General features: G+C 70.6%; 23 protein-coding genes and 1 tRNA gene. 12 read left to right on the forward strand and 12 right to left on the reverse strand.

What is annotated here, in order from left to right; genetic code table 11:
- The first annotated feature begins 446 nt into the window (after positions 1–446).
- Complete coding sequence (locus tag ASE56_RS00685; protein ID WP_056224062.1) at positions 447–1067, forward strand: histidine phosphatase family protein; 621 nt, start codon at positions 447–449, stop codon at positions 1065–1067.
- A 43-nt stretch (positions 1068–1110) separates the two neighbouring features.
- Here the strand turns inward: ASE56_RS00685 and ASE56_RS00690 are convergent, their stop codons facing one another.
- Together ASE56_RS00690 and ASE56_RS00695 are read right to left on the reverse strand one after the other, a co-directional pair.
- Complete coding sequence (locus ASE56_RS00690; protein WP_156371549.1) at positions 1111–1740, reverse strand: helix-turn-helix domain-containing protein; 630 nt, start codon at positions 1738–1740, stop codon at positions 1111–1113.
- A gap of 453 nt (positions 1741–2193) precedes the next feature.
- A complete protein-coding gene (locus ASE56_RS00695) occupies positions 2194–6642 on the reverse strand; it encodes a metallophosphoesterase (RefSeq protein WP_156371550.1) in 4449 nt (1482 codons plus the stop codon).
- Positions 6643–6810: 168 nt separating this feature from the next.
- Here ASE56_RS00695 and ASE56_RS00700 point away from each other — a divergent pair, with 168 nt between their 5' ends.
- The gene (locus ASE56_RS00700; protein WP_056224067.1) at positions 6811–7242 is read left to right on the forward strand and encodes a MarR family winged helix-turn-helix transcriptional regulator; all 432 of its coding nucleotides are present in this window, start codon (positions 6811–6813) and stop codon (positions 7240–7242) included.
- A 12-nt stretch (positions 7243–7254) separates the two neighbouring features.
- Here ASE56_RS00700 and ASE56_RS00705 read toward each other — a convergent pair whose 3' ends face one another.
- On the reverse strand, positions 7255–8751 hold the full coding sequence (locus ASE56_RS00705; protein ID WP_056224069.1) for an L-serine ammonia-lyase, iron-sulfur-dependent, subunit alpha: 1497 nt from the start codon (positions 8749–8751) through the stop codon (positions 7255–7257).
- A 151-nt stretch (positions 8752–8902) separates the two neighbouring features.
- On the opposite strand from ASE56_RS00705, the gene ASE56_RS00710 reads away from it, so the two are divergent.
- A tRNA-Arg gene (locus tag ASE56_RS00710) sits at positions 8903–8975 on the forward strand.
- A gap of 129 nt (positions 8976–9104) precedes the next feature.
- On the opposite strand, the gene ASE56_RS00715 is transcribed toward ASE56_RS00710, so the two are convergent.
- Both ASE56_RS00715 and ASE56_RS00720 read right to left on the reverse strand, forming a co-directional pair.
- Entirely contained in the window at positions 9105–9737 is a 633-nt protein-coding gene (locus ASE56_RS00715; protein ID WP_056224071.1) for a hypothetical protein, read from the reverse strand.
- A gap of 43 nt (positions 9738–9780) precedes the next feature.
- Positions 9781–10209, reverse strand: a complete 429-nt coding sequence (locus ASE56_RS00720; RefSeq protein ID WP_056224227.1) for a YdeI/OmpD-associated family protein — start codon at positions 10207–10209, stop codon at positions 9781–9783.
- A 252-nt stretch (positions 10210–10461) separates the two neighbouring features.
- Here ASE56_RS00720 and ASE56_RS00725 point away from each other — a divergent pair, with 252 nt between their 5' ends.
- Genes ASE56_RS00725 through ASE56_RS00740 form a run of 4 tightly spaced genes read left to right on the forward strand, consistent with a single transcriptional unit; the run spans position 10462 to position 12938 of the window.
- Positions 10462–10872 (forward strand): DUF4383 domain-containing protein, encoded by a 411-nt coding sequence (locus ASE56_RS00725; protein ID WP_056224073.1) that lies wholly within the window; start codon positions 10462–10464, stop codon positions 10870–10872.
- A gap of 2 nt (positions 10873–10874) precedes the next feature.
- Positions 10875–11405 (forward strand): hypothetical protein, encoded by a 531-nt coding sequence (locus ASE56_RS00730; protein WP_056224075.1) that lies wholly within the window; start codon positions 10875–10877, stop codon positions 11403–11405.
- A gap of 46 nt (positions 11406–11451) precedes the next feature.
- Positions 11452–12384, forward strand: a complete 933-nt coding sequence (locus ASE56_RS00735; RefSeq protein WP_235556883.1) for an oxygenase MpaB family protein — start codon at positions 11452–11454, stop codon at positions 12382–12384.
- Positions 12381–12938 (forward strand): DUF1992 domain-containing protein, encoded by a 558-nt coding sequence (locus tag ASE56_RS00740; RefSeq protein ID WP_056224077.1) that lies wholly within the window; start codon positions 12381–12383, stop codon positions 12936–12938. The genes ASE56_RS00735 and ASE56_RS00740 overlap by 4 nt, the downstream gene beginning before the upstream one ends.
- A gap of 24 nt (positions 12939–12962) precedes the next feature.
- Here ASE56_RS00740 and ASE56_RS00745 read toward each other — a convergent pair whose 3' ends face one another.
- A complete protein-coding gene (locus ASE56_RS00745) occupies positions 12963–13796 on the reverse strand; it encodes a CoA ester lyase (RefSeq protein WP_082450261.1) in 834 nt (277 codons plus the stop codon).
- Positions 13793–15247, reverse strand: a complete 1455-nt coding sequence (locus ASE56_RS00750) for a cation:dicarboxylate symporter family transporter (protein ID WP_056224079.1) — start codon at positions 15245–15247, stop codon at positions 13793–13795. Before ASE56_RS00750 ends, ASE56_RS00745 begins: the two co-directional genes overlap by 4 nt.
- Before the next feature lie 136 nt (positions 15248–15383).
- Between ASE56_RS00750 and ASE56_RS00755 the strand changes: the two genes are divergently transcribed.
- Complete coding sequence (locus ASE56_RS00755; RefSeq protein ID WP_056224081.1) at positions 15384–16988, forward strand: ATP-binding protein; 1605 nt, start codon at positions 15384–15386, stop codon at positions 16986–16988.
- Positions 16985–17668, forward strand: coding sequence for a response regulator (locus ASE56_RS00760; protein ID WP_056224084.1), 684 nt, complete (start codon positions 16985–16987; stop codon positions 17666–17668). The genes ASE56_RS00755 and ASE56_RS00760 overlap by 4 nt, the downstream gene beginning before the upstream one ends.
- A 27-nt stretch (positions 17669–17695) precedes the next feature.
- On the opposite strand, the gene ald is transcribed toward ASE56_RS00760, so the two are convergent.
- On the reverse strand, positions 17696–18781 hold the full coding sequence (gene ald, locus ASE56_RS00765; protein WP_056224086.1) for an alanine dehydrogenase: 1086 nt from the start codon (positions 18779–18781) through the stop codon (positions 17696–17698).
- 155 nt (positions 18782–18936) lie between these two features.
- Here ald and ASE56_RS00770 point away from each other — a divergent pair, with 155 nt between their 5' ends.
- Positions 18937–19410, forward strand: a complete 474-nt coding sequence (locus ASE56_RS00770) for an Lrp/AsnC family transcriptional regulator (RefSeq protein WP_056224088.1) — start codon at positions 18937–18939, stop codon at positions 19408–19410.
- A 67-nt stretch (positions 19411–19477) separates the two neighbouring features.
- On the opposite strand, the gene ASE56_RS00775 is transcribed toward ASE56_RS00770, so the two are convergent.
- On the reverse strand, positions 19478–20350 hold the full coding sequence (locus tag ASE56_RS00775; protein ID WP_235556884.1) for an NAD(P)H-binding protein: 873 nt from the start codon (positions 20348–20350) through the stop codon (positions 19478–19480).
- Positions 20351–20429: 79 nt separating this feature from the next.
- Between ASE56_RS00775 and ASE56_RS00780 the strand changes: the two genes are divergently transcribed.
- On the forward strand, positions 20430–21152 hold the full coding sequence (locus ASE56_RS00780) for a TetR/AcrR family transcriptional regulator (protein WP_056224090.1): 723 nt from the start codon (positions 20430–20432) through the stop codon (positions 21150–21152).
- Positions 21153–21185: 33 nt separating this feature from the next.
- Here the strand turns inward: ASE56_RS00780 and mmuM are convergent, their stop codons facing one another.
- From mmuM to ASE56_RS00795, 3 genes are all read right to left on the reverse strand, one after another.
- Positions 21186–22040, reverse strand: a complete 855-nt coding sequence (gene mmuM / locus ASE56_RS00785; RefSeq protein WP_056224092.1) for a homocysteine S-methyltransferase — start codon at positions 22038–22040, stop codon at positions 21186–21188.
- A complete protein-coding gene (locus ASE56_RS00790) occupies positions 22037–22543 on the reverse strand; it encodes a MarR family winged helix-turn-helix transcriptional regulator (RefSeq protein ID WP_056224094.1) in 507 nt (168 codons plus the stop codon). The genes mmuM and ASE56_RS00790 overlap by 4 nt, the downstream gene beginning before the upstream one ends.
- A 158-nt stretch (positions 22544–22701) precedes the next feature.
- On the reverse strand, positions 22702–23703 hold the full coding sequence (locus ASE56_RS00795) for a LacI family DNA-binding transcriptional regulator (protein ID WP_056224097.1): 1002 nt from the start codon (positions 23701–23703) through the stop codon (positions 22702–22704).
- Between the two features lie 174 nt (positions 23704–23877).
- Between ASE56_RS00795 and ASE56_RS00800 the strand changes: the two genes are divergently transcribed.
- Complete coding sequence (locus ASE56_RS00800; protein ID WP_056224099.1) at positions 23878–25164, forward strand: extracellular solute-binding protein; 1287 nt, start codon at positions 23878–23880, stop codon at positions 25162–25164.
- The last annotated feature ends 65 nt before the right edge of the window (positions 25165–25229 follow it).

Raw genomic sequence — 25229 nt, forward strand, 5'->3', positions numbered from 1 at the left:
GGCGTAGGCCCGCGTGCGCCGGGCCTCGGCCGCGGCGAGCGCGGCATCGGCGGCGAGGGCCTCGGCCACCAGCGCCTCGCGCACGCTCGACCCCGCGGAATCGGCGGGAGAGGGGATCCGCGAGGACATGTGTGCATGCCAGCGACGACATCCGACATTCACGGGTCGTCGGGCGGGCCGCGGGGGAGAGATCGCGAAACGCAGAGAGTGGGGAGAAGCCCCCTTCGCCACTCGGAACCTATGAAAGAGAAAAGAACGCCCCGACCCCTCTTCCACTCCGTTATCTCACCGTTATAGAGTGCAAGCACGGTAGTTGTTTTGCTGTGGCAGCTACCGACATGTGATTGCAGGACACTCTGGTGCAGGAAAGGGCCGGTCGGGATTTCCCGACCGGCCCTTCGTCCGTTTCGGAATGCGAGACCACGGCGACGCGGGAGGATGAGACGGTGAAAGACGAAGAGTTGACCGAACCCGACGGGCGCATCGTGCTCGTGAGGCACGGCGAGACCGAATGGAGTCGGACCGGCAAGCACACCGGACTCACCGACATCCCCCTGACCGAGACCGGTGCGTACAAAGCCGAGCTCGCCGGGACTCTTCTCGCCACGCGTCGATACGACCTCGTGCTCACCAGCCCCCTGCAGCGGGCGATCGAAACCGCCGAGCGCGCGGGCTACGGCGACGCGCAGCACGAGCCGCGCCTGGTCGAGTGGGACTATGGCGCCTATGAGGGTCTGACGACCCCCGAGATCATCGAGCAACTCGGCCGCCCGTGGACGATCTGGCAGGCCGGAGCCCCCGCGGGGGCCACACCCGGAGAGACCGTCGAGCAGGTCACCGAACGCGCACAGTCCCTGCTCGCCGAGCTCCGGCCCCGCGTGCGCGCCGGTCAGCAGGTTCTGCTCTTCTCGCACTCCCACTTCCTCCGCGCTCTCGCGGGCACCTGGCTCGGTCTCACGGCGGCGGGCGGGCGATACTTCGTCCTCGGCACTTCGGCCGTCAGCGAGCTCGGCTTCGAGCACGGCTCCGAAGTCATCACGCAGTGGAATCACGTGCGCGGACGCTGAGCCGCCCCATCCCTCGCTCATCGCGCGACGACGTGATGCGGAATCAGTGCGGAAGAGGCACGAACTCCTGCGCGGCGGCTCGCTGCACCTCGTCCTCGGCGTCGAGGAATCCGAACGAACGCAGCAGGGGCACCCAGAGCGATGCAAGACGCGACGCCAGCGCGGCGTCGTCGACGTCCCCGGTCTCGTAGACGCCGAAGGTCGCCCCCAGGAGCAGCTCGGGGGCGAACGAGGGGACCTCGGCGACCCCGTGCGCGCGGGCGGCGGCGTCGAGTTCGGCGGCGATGATGCCGTACCAATCGAACCCGTCGGGCACCTCGACCCCCTGTTTGCGCAGTTCATGGAGGAGCCGCGTGGCGCCGGCCGCGACCGGGCACGAACGGGCGTCCAACGACGCCGCCAACAGCAGCCCAGCGAGACGCTCGAGCCCGTGGGGCTGCGGCAATCCCCCCTCGATCTCGCGCCACCGCGCCTGCTGCGACTCGATCACCGCGACGGCCAGCGCCGTCTTGGAGGCGAACTGGTGGTACCCGATGGCGGACTTGGGGCGGCCCATCGCCTCGGCCACGCGCGCGAACGACGCGCCCTCGTAGCCGCGGATCGCGAACTGCTCGCCGGCCGCCTCGATGATCGCGCGCCGCGCCTCGGCCATGCCCTGCTGACGTCGGTTCACCTGCCCCACCCCTCATTCGCACCAGCGAGGCGGCGAGGTCGCCACCCGCGGTGTGTCCACCAGACGATCGTAGGGCGATGCCGCGCCTCCGAGTGAGGGGAACGGCCCTCCGGAGGGGGATCCGCGCAGCCCCAGATCACGCTGAGGTGACGCGGAGACCCCCCGGAAAATCGATCACGAAAATATAACGGCGAGCCCTTCCCCTCCGTTACCTCACCGTTATAGAGTGCTCGCACGGTAGTTGTTTTGCTGTGGCAGCTACCGACATGTGATTGCAGGACACTCTTGGTGCAGGGACAAGGGCCGGTCGGAAGCCTCTCCGACCGGCCCTTACTCTCGCCCTCGATCGGGCCCCTTCTCTCTCGAGCGGATGCCGGCACCCGACGCCCGCGCGCATCCGCCGCCACCATCGACGACGGCGCCCACCCCGAGGGGCAGGCGCCGTCGTGGTGGTCAGCTCCGGCGCGGTCGTCGTCGGATAGCGAGCAGGGTCGCGCCGACCGCGAGCAGCAGCGCCGCTCCCACCGCCCACGGCACCAGCACGCCGACATCCGCCCCCGTCACCGCGAGAGGCGCGCGCCCCGGTCGATTCCCTCCCTCTGCCCCGTCCGCGGTCGAACCGTCACCGGTTCCCGCACCCGGGCGGTCCGGCGAACCCGCACCCGGCTGTCCGGGCGAACCCGGCCCCGGGGCACCCGGCGCACCCGGATCCCCCGGCCCGACGGAGACCGCGCGCACGGTGAAGAGCGCGACGCGCGAGGAGTCCACGGCGCCGAACGGATCCGTCGATCGCACGTACCATCCCCGCTCCCCCTCCTCGGTCAGCGTCCAGGTCGCCGACAGCACGCTTCCGCTGTCGACGTCCGAGAACGAGGCGATCTCGTTCGTGCCGAGCACCTCGGCCGAGAACGCGTCCGTGCCGAGCGTGCGCTCACGCGGCTCGATACCGAGCTGGTCGTACGTCAGCTCGAACTCCTGCTGCGCGTACGGGTCGTCGGCCGGACCGAGCAGGCTCGGCTCGTCGGAGTTGTACTGGTCGAGCGACGGCGAATAAGTGCGCACCATCATGCGCTCGCCCTGGTTGTCGAAGTGCATCAGGCGCAAGAACCCGAGGCCTCCCTCGGGCAGGCCCTGGTAGTCGAACAGCATCGAATACACGGTGCGGTCGTCGACGCCGTCTCCATCGTCGTCGAAGGCATCCGTCCGGAGGAAGGCGTCGTGATAATGCCCCGACATCACCATCCGCACATTCGGATTGGGAGCCACCACCTCGTCGAGCACCCGCTGCGGGATGGCCCCCAGCCCTCCCGTGGTGAGGATGAACTCGTGCTGAGCCACGATCGCCACGCGATCGGGGTAGCGCTTCAAGACGTCGTTCATCCACGCGATCGACGCATCGTCCGGTAGCCACCCGGTGTACAGCATGAGGAAGTCGATGCCGCCCGCCGACACGAGGTCGTAGTGGCCGCGATTGTTCTCGTAACTGCCGCCGTACCAGGGGCTGGCGGCGAAACGGTCCTCTCCGAAGTACCGGCCGTAGTTCGTGTAGTCGCCCACGTCATGGCCGACGTCGTGATTGCCGGCGAGCACCCCGTACGGCAGACCCGCCGCGTCGAGGCGGTCGTACTGCACCGCCGCCCGGTCCCACTGCGGGATGACGTCGTAGTCGTCCACGATGTCGCCGGTGTGGAACACGTACTGCAGGTTCAGTTCTTCTCGACGGTCGAGGAAGTAGGAGTGGATGGCCTCCTGGTGCCTGTAGGGGTTCCCCGCCATCTCGTTCTCGTTGTAGTACTGCGTGTCAGACTCCCACCCGAGGGTGAAGTCGTAGTCCGAACGCGGCACGTCGGAGGCATTGTGCGGGGTCACCGCGGTGTCGCGCGTGCTCTGATCGGGTGCCGCGAAACCCTCGGAGTGCTGGACGAGCATGCGCACGACACCGTCGACCGCGTACTCGTCGACCGGAACGACTCCGTCGAGCTCGAAGGCCTCGTCGGCGTTCCGGGTGACGTGTCGGTCGACTTCATCCCAGCCCGAACCGTCGCGACGCTGCACCGACAGCACGACCGTCGCCCCGGCGTTCGCTCGTCCCGACCACGTCGATCGCACGTCGGCGCCCGCGTCCGCGGCATCCACTCCCACCTCGAAGAGCTGGTACGGGAACGCATCGGTGCTCGAGACGTCGTCGCTCAGACCGTCGACGGCGGCGAAGGTCTCGACCTGAGCGCGCGACAGCGTCTGTGGCTCCGAGCGATCGACCGAGGCGGCGTCGGCCACCGTGCCCGATCGCACCGCCACATCGCCGTCGGCCAGATCGAGTCGGCGACCTTCGAGGAAGGCGACGTCGAGCGCGTCCCCCTGCGGGTCCTCGACCTTCGCCTGCAGGGTGACCTCGCCGGCCGCGACCTCGGCGCCGTCGGCGGGGGTGAGCAGCCCCGCGGCCGGCTGCTCCGCGTAGGTTTCGAAGACGGCCGACCAGGTGGTGGTGTTGCCGACCCCGTCGGTCGCGACGATCTCGAGCCGGTGGTCGCCGGCCTCGAGGTCGAGCGACGACGTCTTCAGGGGAAGGGTGATCTCGCGGCCGTCGAGTCGAGCGACGGTCGAGGCGACCCCCGACCCGGCGTCGACGATCTGCGCGTCGATGTCGATCGGGCCGCGGTAAGCGGTGCCGTCGACGATGCGCGAGGTCACCACGGGCGCGGTGTTGTCGACGCTCACGGTGCGCGTGACCGTCTCGTCGCCGTCGGTGGCCGAGACGACCGCGTCGCCGTCAGCGCGGGAGGTGGTGTCCCAGGTGTGCGACACCGCCGAGTACGCGTCGTCGGGGATCGCGAAGCGTGCGTCGAAGAAGTCGAGCTTCCCGGCGCTGTCGCCCATCCTGAGCACCGCGGCCGGGTCGTCGTAACCCGCCGGGGTCAGGGTGCGACCGTCGGGGAGCACGAGACGCAGCCCCCGGATCTCGAAGTCGTCGTTGTTCTCGTCGGGGTCGATCTCGGGGGCCTTCTTCGTTCCGGCCCAGACACTCACGGTGAGGTCGTCGACCTCCGACAGGTAGCTCAGCGGCACGGGGGTCGAGATGGTCTCCCACCCTTCGGTGCCCTTGTCGAAGATCGTCAGCACGTCGTCCGCGATGCGCACGCCGTTCTTGAAGTAGTAGTTGACGTTCGTCGCCTCGAAGACGAAGGTGGGTCGCCCCTCGAGGCTGGGTGCCGTCGCGACCGCCGCCCCGTCGATGCTCAGACTCAGCGGACTCGGATACGCGTTCCCGGATGCCACGATCTCGGTCGTACCGTTGACGAAACGACCGTCGTCCACGTTGAGACGCACGGGGTCGTCGGAGGTGCCGGCGACGTCGACGCGGCGCTCCGTCGAAGTCTGAACGTTCGTGCCGTCGGTCGCCGTGACCGTGTAGGCGTACCAGTGCTTTCCGGTGAGGTCGACGGCCTTCACCGTGTGCCGGAAGACTCCGTCGCCCGCGTCGGTGAGGTTCACCCGCAACGCGGTGGTGTCGACGTCGTTGCGCAGTTCGAGCGTCGCCGTGCGGACCTCGTGGTCGTCGCTGATGGCGAGGTCGATGACGAAGTCGTCGCCGGGGGCGATCTGCGCCGCCGTTCGATCGGTGATCGTGGGCGCCGTCGTGTCGACGGGGGTGGCGACGGGGGCCGAACCCACCTGGTCGGGCTGGACGGTACCGGGGGTGGCCGGGGCCAGATCGACGAGGCGCTGCCGGGTCGCGTCTTCGGTCGCCGCGTAGCGGATCCCCTTGTCGGCCTGGGTGTCGTCGCGCCCGTCGAGGTTGTAGAAGGCGGCGCTGACCGGGTGGCCGGTGTTGGTGGACACCTGGATGCCGCGAGGACTGCTGTTCGCCATTCCCGCCGACGAGATCTCGACCAAGGACCGCCCGGCGACCAAGTCGGTGCCGAACTGGCGGTTGAAGTCGGCCGCGGTCAAGGCGTCGTTCGCGCCGTTCTTGATCCAGAACACGAGGGACCCGCGCCCCGGGATGACGACGTCGGAGGGAACGGCCGGCCACCGGCTGACCGTGCCCTCGACCGGGTAGAGGTAGTCGATCGCGTAGTCGGAGAAGTCGATGGGGGCGTCGGTGGCGTTGAAGACCTCGATGAACTCGTAGCCATCGGACCCGCCCACGTTCGCGGAGTCCGGAAGCAACTCGGTCACCTGCAGGGGCGCCCCCGCGGGCAGCGTCTCGCCGGGCGAGGTCGGCTCGGGGCTCGGCTCGGGCGACGGATCACCCCCCGGGCGCGTGACGGCCTCGGGCAGCACGGTCCCGGGCGAGGGAGCCGCGTTCACCGCGAGCACGTCCATCCGCTGCGCGGCGGGGTCCGACGGCAGCCGGAAGTGCGCGGCGAGGTCAACGCCGAACGCCCCGGTCGGGGCGTGCGACCATGACGAGAGCTCGCCGTGGTCGAGGACGCGGATCCCGCGGTTGCCCCCGTTCGCGAGCCCGGCCTGACCGGTGAGGCGGGCCACCTGCACGCCCTCGTCGACGCCGTGGCGCGCGCGGAACTCTTCGACCGTCCGGGCTGAGGTGTCGACCGCGCCCGAGGTGTAGCTCACCCACAGCAACGCCGTCTCACCCTTCGCGAGTGTGAGCGGCTCGGCGGTGAGGGCGACGTCGCGCGAGCGGTCGGCCGAATCGGCGTACGAATACGCGAAGGAGATCCCGGATGCCGCCAGGTCGACGGGCGCGTTCGAGACGTTGTGGATCTCGACGTATTCGAAGTCATCGGCACCGGTGTTGTCGGCGAGGATCTCGGTGACCACGATCTCGGCCGGTCCGGGCGCGGCGTGCGCGGCCGGGACGGCGAGGATCGGGACCGTGCCGGCGACGAGCATCGTCGACAGCGTTGCGGAAAGGAAACGGGTACGCGGAGAACGCATGGCGGAGCCACCTTCGTCTGGGGGGACGCTCCGACCATAGGAAGCTCACCGTCCGCTCACATGAACGGCGACGGGAACGAAGATGACCGGCAGGTGACTCGTCCGTCCACCCGCGTGTGCTACCCGCGCGCGGGGCGCGAGGGACGCTGTCGGCCCTACGCTGAACCTATGACCGATCGCCGTCTCGCCGTGCAGGCCTGGGAGAGCCTTTTCCGCGCCCAGCACGAGGTCTTCGAGGACATCCGGTCGGATTTCGACAGCACCGAGCTGACCCAGGCAGAGTACGACGTGCTGCTCACCGTCACGCGCGCCCCGCGCATGACGGCACGCCTGCGCGATGTCACGGGCAACATGCTCATCAGCCAGCCGAGCGTGTCGCGCCTGGTCGAGCGCATGGTGTCACGGGGCCTGCTGACCAAATGCGCCGACCCCGAAGACGGCCGCGGCTCCCTCGTCACGGCCACCGAGAACGGCGCCGTGACGTTCCGTCGTATCGCCGCCGCGCACGGCCGGTCGATCGCCGAGCGCATGGCCCGGCTCGACGACGACGAACTCGCTCAGCTGCACTCCCTCACCGCGAAGCTGCGCGCGCAGGACTGATCGTCGGGTGCCTCAGCACTCGATGACGTTCACCGCGAGACCGCCCTCGCTGGTCTCCTTGTACTTCGTCGACATGTCGATCCCCGTCTGACGCATCGTCTCGACGACGGCATCCAACGAGACGTAGTGGGACCCGTCGCCGCGCAGAGCGAGCCGGGCCGCCGTCACCGCGGTCGATGCAGCGATCGCGTTCCGCTCGATGCAGGGGATCTGCACGAGCCCACCGACGGGGTCGCACGTGAGACCGAGGTGGTGTTCCATGGCGATCTCGGCGGCGTTCTCGATCTGCCGATTGGTCCCGCCCATGACCGCGGTCAGGCCACCGGCCGCCATCGCGCACGCGGACCCGACCTCTGCCTGGCAACCGCCCTCGGCGCCCGAGATCGACGCATTCGCTTTGAAGAGCGAGCCGAGAGCCGTCGCGGTGAGGAGGAACCGGCGGATGCCGCGTCGGCGGTTCGCCTCGGCCACGTCGCCGTCGTCCCATTCCGCGACCTCGCCGCGCGTGACCGCGTGACCGTCGTAGCCGAGCAGGGCGCTTCCGACGAGCTCGCCGTAGGGCGTGACGGCGTTGCCGGCTCCGAGACCCGAGTCAGCCAGGAAGCGCCACCAGTACATGGCGACCGCGGGGAGGATCCCCGCGGCACCGTTCGTGGGGGCGGTGACGACACGACCGCCGGCGGCGTTCTCCTCGTTGACGGCGAGCGCGAACGCCCCGAGCCACTCCCCCGGGAGCTCGCGGTGCCCCTCGGCTTCGATGGCGTCCAGCTGCCCTCGGATGACCGCGGCCCGTCGCTTCACCTTCAGGATGCCGGGCAGCACGCCGTCGTTCTCGAGTCCGGCGTTCACGCACGCCGCCATGGCATCCCAGATGCGATCCAAGCCCGCCGCGATCTCTTCGTCGGAGCGCAGGGCCGCCTCGTTCAAGCGTGCGGCCTCGGCGATCGTGATGCCGCGCTCGTCGCACAGCTCGATCAGGGTCGCCGCGTCATCGAAGTCGAGAGGAACCGGCGCCGCCGCCACGCGCGCGGGCTCTCCTTCTCGCCGGATGAATCCCCCGCCGATCGAATAGAACGTGTCCTCCGCGATCACGGACCCCTCGCCGTCGCGCGCGACGAGCGTCATCGCGTTCGGGTGGCCGGGCAGGCGCGTGCGCGGCTCGAGCGCGATGTCGGCCTTCGCGAACGGGATCTCGTGTCGACCCGCGAGAGCGAGGCTCCGCCCCTCGGGCCAGTCGGACCACGCCCGCCGCACGGCATCCGGATCCACGGTCTCGGGGTCGAGGCCCTGCAGGCCCGCCACGACCGCGTCGGGGGTGCCGTGGCCGATGCCGGTCGCTCCGAGGGAGCCGTACAGGGCGCACGAAACGGATGCCACCCGCTCGAGGACACCGTCATCCTCGAGTCGCGCGACGAACTGGAGGGCGGCCTTCATGGGGCCGACGGTGTGGGAGCTCGAGGGTCCGATCCCGATGGAGAACAGCTCGAACGCGGAGGTGTATGCGCTCATCCCGCCAGCGTACGTCCCCACCCCGACTCGACACCCTCCCGTCACCGACGCGCCACGCCCGGGATGCACGTCGTTCCGAGCCGATTAGACGTCTCCCATCGTCCCGGCTATGCTGGACCACGGCCTGCGCGCCGTTTCGCGCGGAGGCCCTGCGCCCGTAGCTCAATGGATAGAGCATCTGACTACGGATCAGAAGGTTAGGGGTTCGAGTCCCTTCGGGCGCACACTGTGTTGAGACAGTAAGAAAAAGCCCCGGCGTGAGGAAACTCCGCCGGGGCTTTTTCTCTGCCCGGATGTCGGTGGCCTCTGCGGCAACTGACTCGGGAACGCACGGCCCACGCGACGGCGACGGGTCAGCGCGCGGCGGACTTTTTTTTCTTGCCGCTCTTGCCCGCGTCCGGTGCGTCGCTCGGCGCCTCCGCTTCGTCGGCGGCGGCCCGTTCCTTCGCCCGCCGCTTCGCCTGTGAGGCGAGGCGGGCCAGATCGACCATGCGCAGGGCGTCCATCCGCGCCTTGCGCATCTGGGCGTACTCGGGATCGGCATCCGCCGTCATTCCCTCGACGTCGAGTCGTTGGCTGAGGTTCGCCTCGACATCGCCCCACGCGGCGATCCGCGCATCGCCGACCAGCACCTTGACCCGTTCGGGGTCGTCGGCGAGCGCGCGCAGTTCCTTCGCGACGCCGCGGGACTGCTTCGCGCGACGGCGGAGGTTGCGCGTGTCGCGGTCACGGTAGTCGTGGGTGCCGGACGAATCCGAGAACCGCCCCCACGCGCGTTTACGCTGGTGGGTCACGCGCTCGGCGGCCTGGTCCTGCTCGTCGGCGAGGGAGCGCAGCGTCTCGCGCGCCAGCTCGGCGAAGACCTCGCCATCGAACTGACCACCGCGGGCGATCGTGTCGACGAGGATGCGGTTGCGCACGGCGAGCCGAGCCGCGGCTGTCGCGATCGACAGTCCCTCGGCGATGGCCTCTTTCGTGCGCCCCACGTGACCTCCCCGTCCAGGCTATCGCCCGGGAAGCGTCAATCGCTCAGGACAGCTTCGCGACGATCGCGTCGATACGGCGCGAGCGGGTGTCGGCCGCCTTCGCCGCCTCGACATTGGTCACGTGCGCCTTCCGCGCGCTCGGCGAAAGCGCGTCGAAGGCGTCGCGCGCACCGGCCGCAGCGAGCGCTGCGGCAAGGTCCTCGGGCACCTCGACCGAGCGGGGCTCGGTGTCGAGGGTGAGATCGACGGATATGGGATCCCCTCCGGACAGACCGGTGCTCGCCCGTTTGTCGGACGAGAAGGGGATCAGCGACTTACCGCCCATCGAGCCGACCGTGCTGCGGTACGTGAAGCCGTTCACCTCGACGACCACCGCGGCGCGCTTTCCGCCCCCGAGGGCGTCGAGCACCTCGGCGGGGACCTCGATCCCGGTGTTGTTGCCCATCTGCGACAGGGTCGTTTCGAAACGCATGGCCAGAGTGTGGCAGATGCGGGGATAGGTGAACAGCACGGGAAATGCAATCCCCTCGATCCGGTCGACGCCGATCCTTATGGTCGAATCTGTTGCGGAGGGCCTCGGAGAGTACTCGGGGGCCTTCTGTCGTTTCCGGATGCATACCGGAGAACGGCCCGTGCGCGCAAAGGCCAATCCGAATCGAGCATTGTCTCCGAAGATGGGGTGAAGCGACCGGACGGTCGCTGCCAACAATCTGGGAGGTTCATCATGAGCTCGTCACCCAACCGTCTCGTGGCCACCGTCTTCGGCGCTGTCTACCTTCTGGTCGGTCTGCTCGGCTTCGCCGTCACCGGCGGCGTCGGTTTCATCGCCACGCAGGGCGGTCTGCTCCTCGGCATCTTCGAGGTCAACCCGCTCCACAACATCGCGCACCTCCTGATCGGTGCCGCGCTGCTCGTCTCGGGTCTCGCCAACGCGCGTGCCGCCAAGGGCGTCAACACGACCGTCGGAGCCGTCTACCTGCTCCTCGGCATCGTGGGCTTCTTCCTCGTCGGCACGGGGGCCAACATCCTCGCGCTCAACACGCCCGACCACTTCCTGCACCTCGCCAGCGCCGTCGTGCTGCTGGGTGTCGGTCTCGGCACCGAGCGCAACGTCCCCCGCACCGCGGCGGTCTGACGATGACCGCCGCGACCTTCGTGCGGTCGTGGCCCTCCGTATCCGCCTGGGGGGCCGGCCTCACCACCGCCGCCCTCGGCGCGGGTGCGATCATCCGTCCCGATTCCGGGGCCGTCGCGAGCGGCCTCGGGATCGGGATGGTGATCCTCGGTCTCGCCTCACTCGCGTGGGGCGCGGCCACCCTGTCCACGGGACGACTCGTCGTTCCGCGGACGGCTCTGGCGGGAGCGCTCGGCGCCCTCGCCCTCACGGCAGCCCTGATGTTCGCCGCGCCCGCTCACACGAGCATCGTCGGCGTCGCCGCGGCATCCCTCCTGCTCGTCGTCGTAGGCGCCTCGGCGGCCCTGCACCTGCGCCGCACCGCCCGGGATTCGAGTGCGCCGCGCACCGCTCAACCGATGAGCGTCGTCGGCCTACTGGTGGCGGCCGCCGTCATCGCCGTCGTCGTCACCCCCGCTCTGGGGGCGACGCAGAACGCCGTCCTCCTCCGCGACGACGGAACGGTCCCCGTCATCTCGCACGAGGGACACTGACCCCGCCAGCGGAGCCCGCCCGCTCAGACGGTGGCACGCTGGAAGGGTGACGATCGACGCTTCGAGACCCGTGCCCGGCTGGATCCAGTCGCTGCGCGGGAAGATCCTCGTCGCCCTGGCGGGAGACCCCACCGGCATGGCGCCCTACGTGCGCGCCATCGCCGACGGCGACGACACCGGATACTTCGTCGAGAACGGCCCCGCGTGGACCGTGCACGCCGGAATGGGGACCCTGGTCGCCGGCATCCGGGCCCTGCTCCTGCAGGCACTGCACCCCGGCGCCCTGGCGGGCGTGCACGACTGGTCGCGGTATCGCGAGGATCCGATCGGCCGTCTCACCGGAACCGTCCGGTGGGTCATCACCCTGACGTACGGATCGAAGACCCAGGCGGATGCCGAAACCGCGCGCGTCGGCCGATTCCACCGACGCGTGAAGGGCGAATACCGGGCCGGCGACGGTTCGGAACGCGCCTACACCGCTGAGGCGGCGGATCTGGTGCGATGGGTGCACCTCGCCTTCACCGACGCGTTCCTGGCGGGGCACGAGGTGTCGCGCTTGCCCATCCCCGGCGGGCCCGACGCGTACGTCGCCGACTGGGCGACGGCCGGCCGCCTCATGCGGGTCGTGGACCCGCCCCTGACCCGTGCCGCCCTGCGCGCCGAGATCGACGGCTTCGCCGACCGTGGCGAGTTGCGCGGCGACGAGCGCGTCGCCGACGTCGTGCGCTTTCTGCGCAAGCCGCCGTTCCGCGGCCTCATGGGCCTGTCGTACCGCGTGCTGTTCGCCGCGGCGGTGGCGACCGTCCCCCGCCGGTATCGGAAGATGCTCGGGGTGCGGCGCTGGCCCCTCCCCGTCCTGACGCTCACGCGCGTCATCTTGCGCGTCACCGAACGGGCTCTCGGATCCGGCCCCCGCGCCCAGGACATGGCGCGGCAGCGACTGGCGCGGTTGAAGCGTGAGGGGCGGGAGGCGGCGTGAGCGACGACGCCCGTCAGGCCGCCGAGCGCTACCGCCTGGACCGACAGCTCCGCGACGCCGGCCTCGAGCCGGAACCCGCCGAGCACGAGGGTCCCGCGCGGGGCTCGACCGCCGCGGAGCGCGCCGCTTTCGTCGAGACCTCGATCCAGCAGGCCATCCGACGCGGCGAGTTCGACAACCTTCCGGGCGCGGGCAAGCCTCTCCCCGATCTGGGCGGCTCCCACGACCCGGACTGGTGGATCCGTCGCAAGATCGAGACCGAACAGCTGACCGGCCTGGGCCCACCCGCTCTGACCCTGCGGGTCGAGCACGCCGAGATGGCCGAGCGGCTGGATGCCATCGCACACGAACCCGAGGTGCGCGAGGCGGTCGAAGACTTCAACCGCCGCGTGATCGAAGCGCGGCGGCAGCTCCAGGGCGGCCCGCCCGTCGTGACCCCGACGGTCGACGTGGATGCCCAGGTGGAGGCGTGGATCGAGCGGCGGAGGGCACGTCTGGAAGCGGCCGCGGTGGCCGCGCCGGCGCGGCGTCGGCGGTGGTTCCGGCGGGGCTGACCGCGGGAGCGTCCCGTACGTCCGTCAGAGAGCCGCGAGCGCCTCGGCGCGCTCGATGAGCGCCCGCGCCCGCGCCAACGTGGGGGCGTACGACCCGTCGACCGGCCCCTCGGGCGTCGTGGAGAGCAGCGCCCGAGCGGCTTCGACGTCGGCGGGAGCGGGGGTGAAACCCGCGTGAGCGCCGGGGACGGCGGCATCCCGAAGAGCGAGCGTGCCGGTGAAACCCATCGCGACCGCGTGCACCGCGGCATCCTTCGCCTGCTCGATCGGCCCGCACGGGCCGTCGATCGGCCCGGCGATCCCCGCCGCGGCCGACGCCACCACGAGTTGCGCCCGCGGCCACGACAACGCGATGCGGTCGGCCGCCATGCCCGTGTCGCGCCGGAAGTCGCCGGTCCCGAAGGCCAGGCGACGAGTCGCGGGGTGGGCGGCGATGGCGGGAGCGGCCAGGAGCGCCGCGGCCGACTCGACCATCGCGACGATCGAGGTGCCGGAGGGGAGGGATGCCGCGATATGCGCCACGTCGTCGGGCCCGGCGCACATGGCCAGCACGACACCGGCGAGGCGATCGTCGAGCTCTCGGCCGAGGGCGAGGTCGGCCTCTCCGTCGCGGGTTCCCGCGGCACTGATACGCATCCAGACCGGCGCCTCGGCTGCCGCGCGGCGCACCCGCTCGCGGCCCTCGTCCTTCCGGCCGGCGGGGAGCCCGTCCTCGAGGTCGAGCACGAGCACGTCGGCCGCGGTCTCGAGCCCGCCCGCCAGCGGCGAGCGCAGCATCCAGGTGCGCGCGAGGTCGACACGCGCCGGGGCGGGGGCGGCCGAAGCCGCCCCCGCCGAGGTGTGGTGCGTCAGAGTCACGAGCGACCCCGTGCCGCGGCCTCCGCCTCGGCCTGAGCGCGGAAGGCGTCGAGCGACTGCGTGTCGACGGTGGCCGCGGGGCCCGCGCCGACCTGGGCGGACGCCTGCTCCTTGGCATCCGCCGCGGGAGTGGCCGAGTGGTCGTGTCCGGTGAGGATCGTCTCGTCGAACGGGATGTTGCCGGCGAGCACCTCGCGGACGCGCTGTCCGTCGTACTCCTTCGTCCAGACGCCGATGAGCATCGTGGCCACCGCGTTGCCCGTGAAGTTGGTGACGGCGCGGGCCTCGGACATGAAGCGGTCGATGCCGACGATGACACCGACACCGTCGACCAGGTCGGGGCGGTAGGCCGACAGACCACCGGCGAGGGTGGCGAGGCCGGCACCGGTGACACCGGCGGCGCCCTTCGACGCGATGATCATGAAGATCATGAGGCCGATCTGCTCACCGATCGACATGGGCGAACCCATCGCGGTGGCGATGAAGAGCGAGGCCATCGTCAGGTAGATCGCGGTGCCGTCGAGGTTGAACGAGTAGCCCGTCGGGACCGTGATGCCGACGACCGGCTTCGAGACACCCAGGTGCTCCATCTTGGCGATGAGGCGGGGAAGAGCGGCCTCGGACGACGAGGTGCCGACGATCAGCAGGTACTCGCGGCCGAGGTACTTCATCAGCGTGAAGATGTTGACGCGCGTCACGACGTACAGGAGCGTGCCCAGCACCACCGCGATGAAGAGGAAGCACGTGAGGTAGAAGGCGCCCATCAGGATGCCGAGGCTGATCACGGCCTGGAAACCGGTCTTGCCGACGACCGCGGCGATGGCGCCGAAGGCTCCGATCGGCGCGAGCCAGAGGATCATGCCGAGGATGCGGAAGACGAGCACCTGGAAGTTGCGAATGCCCTCGACCATACGCGCCCCGCGCTCGCCCATGCCCTGCAGGGCGAAGCCGACGAGAAGGGCGATGAACAGCACCTGGAGGATGCTGCCGCCGGTGAACGCCGAGAAGAACGTCGTGGGGATGATGCCCAGGATGAACTCCTGGGTCGAGGTCGCCTCGGCGGCGGGTGCGTCGTACTGAGCGCCGGCGATGTTCAGACCCTCGCCCGGGTGGATGATGTTGCCGACGACGAGGCCGATGATCAGGGCGAACGACGACATGACCAGGAAGTAGACCATCGCCAGGCCACCGATCTTGCCGACCGTGGAGGCCTTCGCGATCGAGCCGATGCCCACGACGATCGTGCAGAAGATGACCGGGGCGATCATCATCTTGATGAGGCTGACGAAGCCCTTCCCGACCGGCTCGAGGGCCGTGGCGAACTGCGGGGCGACGAGGCCCACGATGACACCGGCGACGACCGCGACGATGACGGAGATGTAGAGCCAGTGATTGCGGTCGATCTTCTTGCGAGGCCGACCGTCGCGTGTGGTGCGGAGTGAGAGTGCCATGAGCGACTTCCCCTTTTCTAACGCCTTCGTTGAGTCCGGCGGGGGCGCCGGTCGATGTCATGACTTTGATCGACGCGGGACGTGCGGGCGATTTGTGGTCGTATTGTTCACGGCAAGCGCGACGAAGGGCGGGGTGATGAGACTGAGCGTGGGTGGACGCCTGGCATTGGTGTCCCTCGGCGTCGTGATCCTGGTCGCCGGCGTCCTGGCGGCGTTGTTGTCGGTGCAGCTGAGCGACTCCGGTCAGCGCGAGGCCGAGAAGGTCACGCGTTCGGTGGCCGAGACGCTGGCGCACGAGCCCGACGTGGCGGCTCTCGTGGTGCAGCGCGACTCCGCTGCGCTGCAGCCGATGGTCGAGCAGATCCTCCCCGACGCCGACCTGTCGTTCGTCACGATCATGACCCCCGACGGCATCCGCCTCACCCACCGCAACCGGTCCGAGATCGGCCAGCAGTACATCGGCTCGCGAACCGAAGCCCTCGCCGGCCAGACGTTCACCGAGGTCTACGAGGGCACTCTCGGTCCCTCGGTGCGCACCATCGTCCCCATCCGTGACGGCGGCGACGAGAACGGCGACATCGTGGGCCTCGTCGCCGTCGGGGTCACGCTCGGCGCCGTGCAGCAGGACCTCGCCGCTCGCGCACCACTGATCGTGCTGGCATCCGCCGCTATCGTCGGGATGGGGGTGCTGGGCGCCCTCTACGTCCGCCGCAGTGCCCGACGCGTGACCGGTTCGTACACGCCCGCCGAACTGTCGCGCCTCGTCGAGAGCTACGAGACGGTGCTGCACTCCCTCCGCGAGGGTCTCGTGGTCACCGATCGCTCCGGACGCATCGTGCTCTACAACGACGAAGCCGCTGACCTTCTGGGCCTTCCTCCCGCCTCCAGCGGGCAGGTCTCACTCGATCCGCGCGCGGTCGACATGGATGCCGGCCTCGCCGAGGCCATCGCGAGCGGTCGGCGCATGGTCGAGGAGACCGTCGTGAACGGAGAGCGGGTGCTGCTGGTCAACCAGGAGGAAGCACGTGATCTCGCGGGGCGTCGCGCGCCCGAGCGCGGCCGAGTCATGACGCTGCGCGACCGCTCGGAGCTGCAGGCACTGCTCGGTGAGCTCGAGGGGGTCCGGACCCTCAGCGACACCCTCCGTTCCCAGACCCACGAGCACGGCAACCGGCTGCATGCCCTGCTGGCGCTGCTCGAACTCGGACGCATCGACGAGGCCCGCCGATTGATCGTGGCCTCGACCGGCGAACGGCAAGAGCTCGCCGATCGCCTCGTCTCGGACGATGACGACGCCGTGGTCGTCGCCCTCCTGCTCGGCAAGCTCGACGAGGCGTCCGAACGCGGAGTGCGCCTCGACCTCGACGTCGCCGAGCCCACGCCCGCACTCCCCCTCGCCGCGGCCGAGGCGGTCACCGTGGTGGGAAACCTCGTCGACAACGCCCTGGATGCCGCAGCGGCAGGCGCCGAACCCCGATGGGTGCGCGCGACCCTCCGCGAAGGCGGTGGCGACGTGGTGCTCGACGTCTCGGACAGTGGGGCCGGTTTCGACCCGTCGCTGCCCGACCCGTTCGCCTTCGGGGCGTCGACCAAGCCTGCGCACGCCCCCGGTGGCCGGGGCGTGGGCCTCGCCCTCGTGCGCGATATCGTCGCCGCCCACGGTGGAACCCTGCAGGTCGCGGCGGACCCCACGACCGTCCGCGTCTTCCTTCCCGCCGTCGCCGAGGCGGTGGTCTCGTGATCCGCGTGCTGGTCGTGGACGACGACGCGCTCGCCCTCGAACTCCACAGCGCGTACGTCGAGCGAGTGCCGGGCTTCGAGGTCGTGGGGCAGGCCGCGGGGGCGCGCGCCGCTGTCACCGCGCTGGCCGATCCCGACCGGCGGATCGATCTCGTCCTGCTCGACATGACGATGCCCGACGGCTCGGGTCTCGACGTGGCACGCCGGCTGCGCGCCACCGGATCGCGCGTCGACATCATCGCCGTGACAGCCGTGCGCGACGCCGCGACCGTGAGGGCGGCCGTGTCGATCGGGGTCGTGCAGTACCTGATCAAGCCGTTCGCGTTCGCGGCGTTCCGGGAGCGGCTGGAAGCGTACCGTTCCTACGTCGAGGGACTGGACCGCGCGGCGGGCGACGCAACTCAGTCGGAGGTCGACGCCCTGCTCGGGTCGCTGCGCACCGTGACCGCACCGGGGCTGCCGAAGGGCCTCAGCGACGAGACGCTGCAGGCCGTCGCCGAGAGGGTGCGCACCGCCGCGGGCGCGGTGTCGTCGACCGAGGTCGGTGAGAGCGAGGGCATGTCGCGCGTGACCGCGCGCCGGTATCTCGAGCACCTCGCCGACGTGGGTCGCGTCCGCCGTGTGCCGCGCTACGGCGGACAGGGCCGCCCCGAGATCACCTACGCCTGGGTGCGCGGCTGACGGCCGGGCGTCCGCACGCCCACCGGCTCAGAGGTCGAAGGCGGCGCGGACGCCCTCGTTCACGACCACGCCGGCGCGCACGTTCAGGCCCTTGGCGAGGGCGGGATCGGCGGATGCCGCGGCCTCCCAGCCCTGCTCGGCGATGCGCGTGATGTACGGCAGGGTGGCGTTCGACAGCGCCCGCGTCGAGGTGTGCGGCACCGCGCCCGGCATGTTCGCCACGCAGTAGTACAGCGCCTCGTGCACGCGGAAGGTGGGCGCGTCGTGCGTGGTCGGACGCGAGCCCTCGAAGCAGCCGCCCTGGTCGATCGCGATGTCGACGAGCACCGAGCCCGGCTTCATCGCGGCCACCATGTCGTCGGTGACGAGTTTGGGGGCGGCGGCGCCGGGGATGAGCACCGAGCCGATCACGAGGTCGGCGTCGGCGAGCTGCTCGGCGATCTCGAGGCGAGTCGAGGCGCGGGTCTCGACCGCGCCGCCGAAGCGCTCCTCGAGCTGACGGAGCTTGGGCAGCGAGATGTCGATCACCGTGACGCGGGCACCGAGTCCGAGGGCGTTGGCCGCGGCGTGCTCGCCCGCGACGCCGCCGCCGATCACGACGACCTTCGCCCTCGGGGTGCCGGGGACGCCGCCGGGGAGCAGCCCGCGCCCGCCCGAGGCGCGCAGCAGGTGGTGCGCGCCCTCGATGATCGACAGCCGACCGGCGACCTCGCTCATCGGCGCCAGCAGCGGCAGCGCGCGGTCGGCGGTCTGCACCGTCTCGTAAGCCACGGCCGTGGTACCGGCGGCCATGAGGGCGTCGGTCAGCGGCCGGTCGGCCGCGAGGTGCAGGTACGTGAAGAGCGTGAGGTCGCGGCGCAGGAATCCGTACTCGGATGCGATGGGCTCTTTGACCTTCACCAGCAGTTCGGCGCGCGCCCAGGTCTCTTCGGCGGTGTCGACGATCTCGGCCCCGGCCGCGCGGTACTGCTCATCGGAGAAGCCGCTGCCCTCACCCGCACCCGCCTGCACGAAGACCTCGTGACCACGATGGACGAGCGAATCGACCCCCGCGGGCGTCATGGCGACGCGGTTCTCGTTGTTCTTGATCTCGGTCGGCACGGACACGCGCATGGGTTCCTCCTCGAGCGGATGAGCGTTGCCGAGAGGATCGCAGAAAAGAGTGTTTCCGTGGTGTTTCTGCGCAGATTCTTCGGTTCTTGCGGCTTGCCTGGCGATATCATCGGCTGAATGACCCCCGCTGTGCTCGACGACGCGAAGGATCTACGGTGGCCGACGACGACCTGCACCCCCTCGACGCGCGCACCATCGAGCTGCTGTCGGCCGACGCGCGGATGACGAACGCCGCCCTCGCCGAGGAGCTCGGGGTCGCGGCATCCACCGCCCATGCCCGCCTGCGGGGCCTCGTCGACCGCGGGCTCATCACCGGGTTCCACGCCGCCGTCGACCAGAGTCGCCTCGGCCGCGGACTGCAGGCGATCGTCGGGGTGACCCTGCGCCCGGGGCAGCGACAGGAGAGCATCCGCGCGTTCGCGCACGAGATCCGCCGCCACCCCGACGTGATCCAGCTGTTCTTCCTCGGGGGCGCCGACGACTTCCTCGTGCACATCGCCGTCGACGATTCGTCGGCCGTGCGCCGCTTCGTCGTCGACCACCTCTCGGCCCGACACAGCGTCGCCTCGACGCGCACGAGCATCATCTTCGAGTACCACCGCAACGCCCTCGCGGCGGATTTCGACTGACCACACCCCCGCGTGAGGGGTCAGGAATCGTCGCTTCGAGGCGCCCCAGGCGACAACGTCTGACCCCTCACGCGGACGGCGAGCCTACGAACGACTCCACGACGCTCCTCGCCGTGACGGGCTCACGCCCGAGGAGGTCCGGGAGCGTCGGGGCGGTTCCGGCGAAGAAGCCACCGGACACCGCGCGGAAGAACCCCAGAGTGAACGGGACCGCAGCCTCGGGTTGGCCGGCTGCGATCGCCCTGCGCGCCCACTCGTCCTCGTCGACCACCTCGAAGCCCACGTCGCGGTGGGCCGCCTCTCCCGCCCAGCGCGCGAGGTCGGCGAAACGGGGTGCGTCGGCCGCCGTGAGCGTCACGGGCCCCTGAGGCAGTTCGTCGCTCAGGAGGAGAACCGCAGCAGCCTCGGCTGCGTCTTCGCGCGAGGTCCATGACACCGGCCCGTCGGCGGGCACCGCCACGACGCCCGACTCGCGCCACGGCCCGAGCATCCACTCGAGCGAGTGCGCGTAGAACCCGTTGCGCAGCGCCGTCCACCGCAGACCCGAGTCGGCGAGCAGCGCCTCGGTCGCCGCGTGGTCGCGCGCGGGACCGAAGGGGGAGGCCGCGTGGGCGCCCTGATGACTCGTGTACAGCACGTGACCGACCTCGGCGATCCGCGCGGCGTCGACGGCCGCGGCGTGCAGGGCGACGGCGTCGGCGCCCCGATCGTTCGACGAGACGAGGAGCAACCGATCGGCACCTTCGAACGCCGACGGGAGACTCGTCGGGTCCGCGTAGTCGCCGCGACGAACCGCGACTCCGCGCTCGGCGAATCGCCCGGCGCGAGAGGGATCGCGGACGACGAGAGTGAGGTCCGCGGGGCCGACGGTCTGCAGCAGGTGGTCGACCGTCCGGCCGTTCAGGGCGCCCGTTGCGCCGGTGATGGTGATCATCGTCATGCTCCTTTTGTTATCGACGGAAACAGTGGGAAGCTAACAGCGATTACCGCTGATAACAAGTGTTTGTTATCGTCGAACCATGACTCCTCCGGCGCCCCGAGACGACGTGCGTGAGCGGATCGTGGGAGCCGCGGCGGAGATCCTCCGCACCGAAGGGTCGGCGGGCGTCACGACGCGGGCGGTAGCCGAACGCGCGGGCGTTCAGGCTCCGACGATCTACCGCCTGTTCGGCGACAAGGACGGCCTGCTCGACGCGGTCGCCGAGCACGCGATGGCCCTCTTCAGCGCGTCGAAGACCTCCGCCCTGACGTCTGCCCCCGCCTCGACGGATCCGGTGGGCGAACTCCGCGAAGCGTGGGGCGAGACGGTGCGGTTCGGCCTCGACAACGCCGACCTCTACGTCATCCTCAGCGACCCGCGCCGCGGCCGGGATTCCCCCGCCCTCGCGAACGGCGTCCGCGCGCTCGAGGAGCGAGTGCGCCGCGTGGCCGCGGCGGGGCTCTTACGCGTCGCCGAGGCTCGCGCCGTCGCGCTGATCCACGCCGCCGGCACGGGCGCCATTCTGTCGCTCCTCGAACAGCCGATCGGCGAGCGCGACCCCGAACTGGCGACCACTCTGCTCGACGCCGTCCTCGATCGAATTCTCATCGAGCAGGAAGAGTCCGCGGCAGAGGAGATGCCCGCCGCGCATCGCGCCGCCGCCATCACCCTGCGCGCGGTCACGAACGACCTCACCGCCCTCTCAGTCCCCGAGCGCGCTCTGCTCGCCGAATGGCTCGACCGAATCATCGACAGTCACTGACGCGACGTCGGGAACGGGCGGCGCGAGCGGATCTCAGCGCACCGCGGCCGCGATCGCGGCGATGTCGGCGGGCGTCGACCGGCAGCAACCGCCGACCAGACGCGCGCCGGCGGCGACCCACGCGGGCGCCTCGTCGGCGAGCGGGGCGGCGCCGCCGTGCCAGGTGCGGCTTGCGGCATCCCAGGTCTCGCCCGTGTTCGGGTAGACCACCAGCGGCAGGCCCGGGGCGTCTTCGAGCGCGGGCAGTACCGAGCCGGGAGCGCAGCAGTTGACGCCTACGGCGACGACACCGGGGGCGGATGCCGCTTCGCGCAGTGCCGCGGCGAGCGCCCCGCTCCCCGCGAAACCGGTGCTGTCGGCCGAGAGGCTGACGAAAGCGGGCATGTCGAGCGCGGCGAGCTCGAGCGCGAGGGCCTCCACCTCGAGCGGCGAGGGAATGGTCTCGATCGCGAGGACGTCGGCTCCGGCATCCGCGAGCACGTGCAGGCGTCGGCGGTGAGCCTCGCGCAGCTCGGCGAGCGAGAGCCCGTAAGCGCCGGTGTACTCGCTGCCGTCGGCGCGGAGCGCTCCGACCGGGCCGACGGATGCCGCGACCACCGCCGCGCCGGCCTCTCGCGCCACGGCCACCGAACGGTGCAGCAGCGCCTCGACCTCGGCATCCGGAATCCGTCCGGCGAAACCGATCTGGTACGACGCGGTGATCACGACCTCGGCGCCCGCGGCGACGAACTCGGCGTGGGCGGCGCGCACCTCGTCGGGGTCGTCACGCAGCACTCGGGCCGACCAGAGATCGCTCGTGACGTCGTTTCCGCGCGCCTCGAGCAGCGTGCCCAGGCCGCCATCGAGGATGACGGGGCGCTCGGTCAGAGCGGTGGCGAGGTCGATCACGCCTCGTGCGTCTCGCCGGCGGCGAGGACGCGCAGGGCACTCGCGAGGAGGGCCTGGTCCTGTCGGCTGACATCGCGCAGGGCGTCGGCCTCGAGGCGGACGAGCTCGGTCATCGCGGCATCCACCCGCTCGATGCCCTCGGCGGTGATCGCGACGAGGATCGCACGACCGTCGGAGGGGTTGGGGCGTCGGTTCACGAGGCCGCGCTCGGCGAGCTTGTCGAGACGGTTGGTCATCGCTGCGCTGCCGATCATGGTGGCGGCGATCAGGCGCGTGGCGCTCAGCTCGGTGCCCGCGCGCCGGAGCACCGCGAGCACGTCGAACTCCCACACGGCGATGTCGGCACTCGCGAAGGCTTTCGCGCGGAGCTTCGACAGGTGGAAGGCCGCGCGACGCAGGCGCGACATCACGTCGAGGGGTGTCAGGTCGACCTCGGGCAGCAGCTGCGACCAGGCGTCGATGAGGAGGTCGACCTCGTCGTCTTTACTGCTCGCGGTAGGCATTCTTCGACGGTACCGGAGCCGGGGGGTGTCGCGGCGCGCGACGGGCGGTGCGGACGCGGCGAACGAGCGTCGAGCGGTCGGTGGGTCCGGACGGTTCGAGGCATGTCCGCGCGTGGCGGAAAAGACGCCGGATGCCGGCGTCCCCCGCCCCGCCTGCTTCAGCGCACGCGCGGGGGCGCCGTCGTCCCGCGCGCGACGAGGCGGGTCGGCAGTTCGATGTGCGTCTCGGGCAAAGTGTCACCGGCGAGGAGCGTCAGCACCATCCGCACGGCCTCGGCGCCGAGGCGCTTCATCGGCTGGCGGACGGTGGTCAGGGCCGGTTGGGCGCGCGCGGCCTCGGGGACGTCGTCGAAACCGACCACCGACAGGTCGTCGGGCACGGTCAGTCCGCGCGCGCCGGCGACCTCGATGATGGACAACGCCGACAGGTCGTTCGCCGCGAACACCGCCGTAGGCGGATCGTCGAGCGAGAGCATGGCCTCGGCGGCCTCGCGGGCGACGTCCTGGGCGTAGCGGCCGACGCCGACGAGAGCGGGGTCGAAGGCGATGCCGGCGGCGGCGAGTCCCGCGCGGTACCCCGACGCGCGGGCGCCCGCCGAGCGCAGGTCGGGACGCCCCGCGATGAAGCCGATGCGGCGGTGACCGAGCTGCGCCAGATAGTGCACCGCCTGCTGCGCGCCGGTGTAGCTGTCGGATTCGACGGTAGGCACATCGCCCCGGCCCGTGTGCGGGTCGATCGCGACGATCGGCACCTCGCCCGAGACGTTGACGACCGTGGGGGTGACGATGATCGCCGCATCGATGAGCGTTCCACTCAGGCGGCTGAGCGAGCGACGCTCCCACCCTTCGCCGTCGCGGCGGGCACCGGTGTACGCGAGCAGGTCGTACCCGGTGTCGGACAGGGCTCCCCCGACGCCCTTGAGGATCTCGGCCGAGAACGGCTCGATGTCGGCCACGAGTACGCCGATCACGCCGGTGCGACGCGAGCGCATGCTGCTCGCGACGAGGCTGGATTCGTAGCCGAGGGTCTTCACCGCGTCGAGCACGCGGCTCACCGTCTCGGGCGAGACGCCGTAGCGGCCGTTCACCGCTTTCGACACCGTGGCCACCGAGACCCCGGCCGCCGCGGCGACGTCGTGAATGGTCGGGCGCCTCGTCATGGCATCCGACCCTAGCGTGGAAATCATTTTCGAAAACGTTTGACGACGCCTCCGCCCGCGGGCGACACTGCTGACACCTCGGGGGCAGCAGACCCCGAGAAGCGCATGAACGGCGGAGCAGCCGAACACCGACGCGTCCCACGGCGCACCTCGACGAAGAGAAACGGGAATCACATGAACACGCGCAAGATCCTCGCCGGAGCGGCCCTCGCCGTGGCCGGCACCCTCGCGCTCGGCGGGTGCGCCGCAGGCGGCGGCAGCGGCCAGAACGCCGACGGCAGCGTCACCCTGACGCTCTGGCACAACTCCACCACCGGCGACGGCAAGAAGTACTGGGAAGACACCGCCGCCGCCTTCGAAGCGGCGAATCCGGGCGTCACCATCGAGATCCAGGCCGTGCAGAACGAAGAGATGGACGGCAAGCTCCAGACCGCCCTCAACTCGGGCGACGCCCCCGACCTGTTCATGGCGCGCGGCGGCGGCAAGCTCGCCGACATCGTCACCGCCGGCCAGGCGATGGACCTGACCGACAAGATCTCGGCCGACGCCAAGACCGCGCTGGGCTCCTCGCTGTCGGCGTTCGAGATCGACGGCAAGAACTACGGCATGCCCGTCGCCGTGCTCCCCTCGGGCATCTTCACCTCTCAAGACCTGCTCACCGCCGCCGGCGTCACCGCGGCGCCGAAGACCATCGACGAGCTCGAGGCGGCCAACGCCAAGATCAGGGCGACCGGTGTGGCCCCGATCGCCGTCGGCGCGAAGGACGCCTGGCCCGCCGCCCACTGGTACTACAACTTCGCACTGCGCGCCTGTTCGAAGGACGTGCTCGACTCCGCCGCCGCGAGCCGCAGCTTCGACGACCCGTGCTGGCTGAAGGCCGGCGAAGACCTGCAGTCCTTCCTCGCCACCCAGCCCTTCAACGACGGCTTCCTCACCACCGCCGCCCAGCAGGGCGCCGGTTCGTCGGCGGGCCTGCTGGCCAACCACCAGGCCGCCATGGAGCTCATGGGCGCGTGGGACCCGGGCGTGATCGCCTCGCTGACCCCCGACGAGCAGCCCCTGGCCGACCTCGGCTGGTTCCCCTTCCCCGAGGTCTCGGGCGGAGACGGCGAGCCGGGCGCCATGATGGGCGGCGTCGACGGCTACTCGTGCTGGGTCAACGCTCCCGCGCAGTGCACCGACTTCTTGAACTTCCTCGTGAACAAGGAGAACCAGGAGGCCTACGCGAAGGCGTTCCAGACCCTCCCCGCCTCGAGCGAGGCCGAGGGAGCGGTGACGACGCCCGCGTTGAAGTCGGTGCTCGAGGCCTACTCGAAGGCTCCCTACGTCTCGGTGTGGCTCGACACCCTTTACGGCCAGAACGTCGGCAACGCGCTGAACGTCGCCGTCGTCGACATGTTCGCCGGCAAGGGTTCGCCGCAGGGCATCGTCGACGCCGTCAACGCCGCCGCCTCCCGCTGAGGACACCGCTCATGACGACGCAGCTCGCCGCCTCGGCGACCGACGCCGCCGGGTCTCGCCGCCCG

It is taken from the genome of Microbacterium sp. Leaf203 (assembly GCF_001421275.1).
Classification (GTDB): domain Bacteria; phylum Actinomycetota; class Actinomycetes; order Actinomycetales; family Microbacteriaceae; genus Microbacterium; species Microbacterium testaceum_A.